The following is a 2,954-nucleotide window of genomic DNA, read 5'->3' as shown; positions in this document are numbered from 1 at the left end:
AAAGGGAATAATGCAAGAGAAGGTCGCCGCCGCTGGCCTCGATCGAAAAGGCCTGATCAAGATCGGTGGAGCTCGCCGGATCGAGCGTGACGAAAGGCATCGCGGTGCGGTCGGCATGCTGCGCGGGCGCACGCTTTGCCGCAGCCTGCGCCGCAGCCATCACCTCCGGCGGAAATCCATCCGGCACGTGGAATTCGGTGCGGATTTTTGTCAGGCCGGTGGAGAGGGCCTGTGAGGGATCGGTCAGCGATTTCATGCCGTTGTCCTACACTGGCGTCCCGGACGCGGGAAGGCTGCGAAGGAAAATCGCCCGGGGATGGCCGACTGACTACCGACGCCAAGGATGTGTTGGAACTGCTGCAGAGCCTCCGCGTTTTTCCCGCAGCAAAGGAGAGACAGCCATGCCCGCAGCCGGCGCAGCGCTTTCCGCCAGGCGCGGCGAGACCAAGAAGAGCGAGCTCAAAGGCGCGTCGCGCGAGATGTACGACTCGATGAGCGAGAAGCAGCTCGAGGAATTCGCCGAGACCAAGCGCAAAGGCCTGCCCAGCAAGAAGTCATAGACCGCGAAGGCGAAATGAAAGGCCCGCGGCGTTGGCCGCGGGCCTGCGTCAATATCCCCTACTGCGCAATAGGTTAGTAGCGCCACCAGCAGTGCTTCGTCTTGTAGCGGACGACATGGCGGTGGCCGTGGCGCCAGACGACTCTTTTCTTCACCACGACGCGGCAGATCTGCTTGTGGCCATGCCAATGCCTGGCCATGGCCGGTTCAGGCGTCATGACCGCCATCGACCCGGCCAGGACGGCGGCTCCGGTCAGGGTAAGGAAGAATTTCTTCATGGGAATTCGCACTCCTCTGCTCCAGTCCCTTCATCATGTGCAGGGCGTTTGGATCCGAAGACGCCGCCCTATGCCGCCAGCGTGCAACTTTCCGCCACAGCCAGCGCCGCATGCAACGCAGGGATGATATCGAGTTGCAGTCGGCGTCGCCAGCCACAAGCTTGACAGCGGTTAAATCTGTGTTTAACAGGCCCAGCAACACCGGGTGGCGACGCCCGGTGGTTTCTTTTGACGTGTCCCGTGGGTTTTCCGTCGCTTTGCGTGGAAAACCCTGTCAGGTCTCGAAAACGGAGGCCAGAGGAGGGCGCGTTTCCTTCGCCCGGAGCCATGGGGCTTCGGGTATATTGTTTTGAAAGGGAATGCGATGAGCAAGCGCGAATCCGCGAAATACAAGATCGACCGCCGTCTCGGCGAAAACATCTGGGGCCGCCCGAAGTCCCCGGTCAACAAGCGTGAATACGGCCCCGGCCAGCACGGCCAGCGCCGCAAGGGCAAGCTTTCCGACTTCGGCCTGCAGCTGCGCGCCAAGCAGAAGCTGAAGGGTCACTACGGCGACGTTTCGGAAAAGCAGTTCCGCAAGGTCTATGAAGAGGCCAACCGCCGCAAGGGCGACACCTCCGAGAACCTGATCGGCCTGCTCGAGTCGCGCCTCGACGCGATCGTCTATCGCGCCAAGTTCGTGCCGACCATCTTCGCCGCCCGTCAGTTCGTCAACCACGGCCATGTCAACGTCAACGGCAAGCGCACCAACATCGGTTCGTACCGCTGCAAGCCGGGCGACGTCATCGAGGTGCGCGAGAAGTCGAAGCAGCTCGTCATCGTTCTGGAATCGGTCGCTCTCGCCGAGCGCGACGTGCCGGACTATATCGAAGCCGACCACAACAAGATGACCGCGACCTTCGCACGCGTTCCGGGGCTGTCGGACGTACCGTTCGCCGTGCAGATGGAACCGAACCTGGTCGTCGAATTCTACTCGCGCTGATCGATATCAATCAGCGCAGCATCCAAGGCCGCCTCTCGGGGCGGCCTTTTCTTTGGCGGTCAGGTCCGCTAAGCCGGGCGCTGACAACGCGGAGCCGGCGCCATGAACATGCTGCCAGACCTCAAATCCCTGGAGCCGATCGATGATGATGCCGAGGGCGGCTTCCATCCGCTGTTTCGCGACGTGCCGTCCTCGGTCGAGTTCAACAAGCTGCGCAAGCGGCTGTTGAGGCTCACCCGCCAGGCGATCGAGGATTTCGCCATGGTGAAGCCCGGCGAGTGCTGGCTGGTCGCGCTCTCGGGCGGCAAGGATTCCTACGGCCTGCTGGCGCTTTTGCTCGACCTCAAATGGCGCGGGTTGCTGCCTGTCGATCTGCTCGCCTGCAATCTCGACCAGGGGCAGCCGAATTTCCCAAAACACATCCTGCCCGATTATCTCAACGCCAACGGCATCGCCCACCGCATCGAATACCAGGACACCTATTCGGTGGTGACCGACAAGCTGCCGGAGGGCAGCACCTATTGCTCGCTCTGTTCGCGGCTGCGGCGCGGCCATCTCTATCGCATCGCGCGCGAGGAGGGGTGTTCGGCGCTGGTGCTTGGCCATCACCGCGAGGACATCCTCGAAACCTTCTTCATGAACCTGTTCCATGGCGGGCGCCTCGCCGCCATGCCGCCCAAGCTTCTCAATGACGAGGGCGACGTCATGGTGCTGCGGCCGCTCGCCTATAGCGCCGAGGCCGACCTCGAGAAATTCGCCAACGCGATGAAATTCCCCATCATTCCCTGCGACCTCTGCGGCAGCCAGGAAGGGCTGCAGCGCAACGCCATGAAGGCGATGCTCGACGACATCGAGAAGCGCATGCCGGGCCGCAAGGACACGATGATCCGCGCCATGACCAATGTAAGGCCCTCGCACCTGCTCGACCGAAAACTGTTCGATTTCGCCGCGCTCGACGCGCGCCTCACCACAGAGCAAGACATTTCCGATGACATTTGACGACCGCGCGATCGACTGGCTGGCCGAACTTCTCGCGGAGGCCGCCAGGGCGGAAATTATGCCGCGCTTCCGCAAGCTGGGCGAGGGCGACGTTCGCCAGAAGACGTCCGCCGCCGACCTCGTCACCGAGGCGGAC

Annotated in this window: 4 protein-coding genes and 2 pseudogenes; 4 read left to right on the top strand and 2 right to left on the bottom strand. The window is 62.5% G+C overall.

What is annotated here, in order from left to right; translation table 11 throughout:
* Positions 1 to 256 (bottom strand): annotated as a pseudogene (locus EOA27_RS29920) (RNB domain-containing ribonuclease); the annotation flags it as partial.
* A gap of 145 nt (positions 257 to 401) precedes the next feature.
* Between EOA27_RS29920 and EOA27_RS29915 the strand changes: the two are divergent.
* Positions 402 to 560 carry a DUF3008 family protein gene (locus EOA27_RS29915; protein WP_126082481.1) on the top strand — a complete coding sequence of 53 codons (159 nt, stop codon included), beginning with the start codon at positions 402 to 404 and terminating at the stop codon, positions 558 to 560.
* A gap of 73 nt (positions 561 to 633) precedes the next feature.
* On the opposite strand, the gene EOA27_RS29910 is transcribed toward EOA27_RS29915, so the two are convergent.
* On the bottom strand, positions 634 to 837 hold the full coding sequence (locus EOA27_RS29910; protein ID WP_126082482.1) for a hypothetical protein: 204 nt from the start codon (positions 835 to 837) through the stop codon (positions 634 to 636).
* Between the two features lie 364 nt (positions 838 to 1,201).
* Here EOA27_RS29910 and rpsD point away from each other — a divergent pair, with 364 nt between their 5' ends.
* The 3 genes and pseudogenes from rpsD to EOA27_RS29895 form a co-directional block, all read left to right on the top strand.
* Complete coding sequence (rpsD, locus tag EOA27_RS29905; protein WP_040981269.1) at positions 1,202 to 1,819, top strand: 30S ribosomal protein S4; 618 nt, start codon at positions 1,202 to 1,204, stop codon at positions 1,817 to 1,819.
* Positions 1,820 to 1,927: 108 nt separating this feature from the next.
* A complete protein-coding gene (gene ttcA, locus EOA27_RS29900; RefSeq protein WP_189343379.1) occupies positions 1,928 to 2,818 on the top strand; it encodes a tRNA 2-thiocytidine(32) synthetase TtcA in 891 nt (296 codons plus the stop codon).
* Positions 2,808 to 2,954 (top strand): annotated as a pseudogene (locus EOA27_RS29895) (inositol monophosphatase); the annotation flags it as partial. The gene ttcA and the pseudogene EOA27_RS29895, both read left to right, overlap by 11 nt.

The sequence above is a fragment of the Mesorhizobium sp. M2A.F.Ca.ET.037.01.1.1 genome (genome assembly GCF_003998075.1).
Classification (GTDB): Bacteria; Pseudomonadota; Alphaproteobacteria; order Rhizobiales; family Rhizobiaceae; genus Mesorhizobium.
The sequence above is the reverse complement of the archived record's forward strand: the minus strand, read 5'-3'. Positions and strand labels throughout refer to the sequence as shown.

Excerpts from the sequence above, each read along its gene's own strand:
- EOA27_RS29915 (WP_126082481.1), top strand. The coding sequence starts at position 402 with ATGCCCGCAGCCGGCGCAGCGCTTTCCGCCAGGCGCGGCGAGACCAAG.
- EOA27_RS29910 (WP_126082482.1), bottom strand. The coding sequence starts at position 837 with ATGAAGAAATTCTTCCTTACCCTGACCGGAGCCGCCGTCCTGGCCGGG.
- rpsD (WP_040981269.1), top strand. The coding sequence starts at position 1,202 with ATGAGCAAGCGCGAATCCGCGAAATACAAGATCGACCGCCGTCTCGGC.
- ttcA (WP_189343379.1), top strand. The coding sequence starts at position 1,928 with ATGCTGCCAGACCTCAAATCCCTGGAGCCGATCGATGATGATGCCGAG.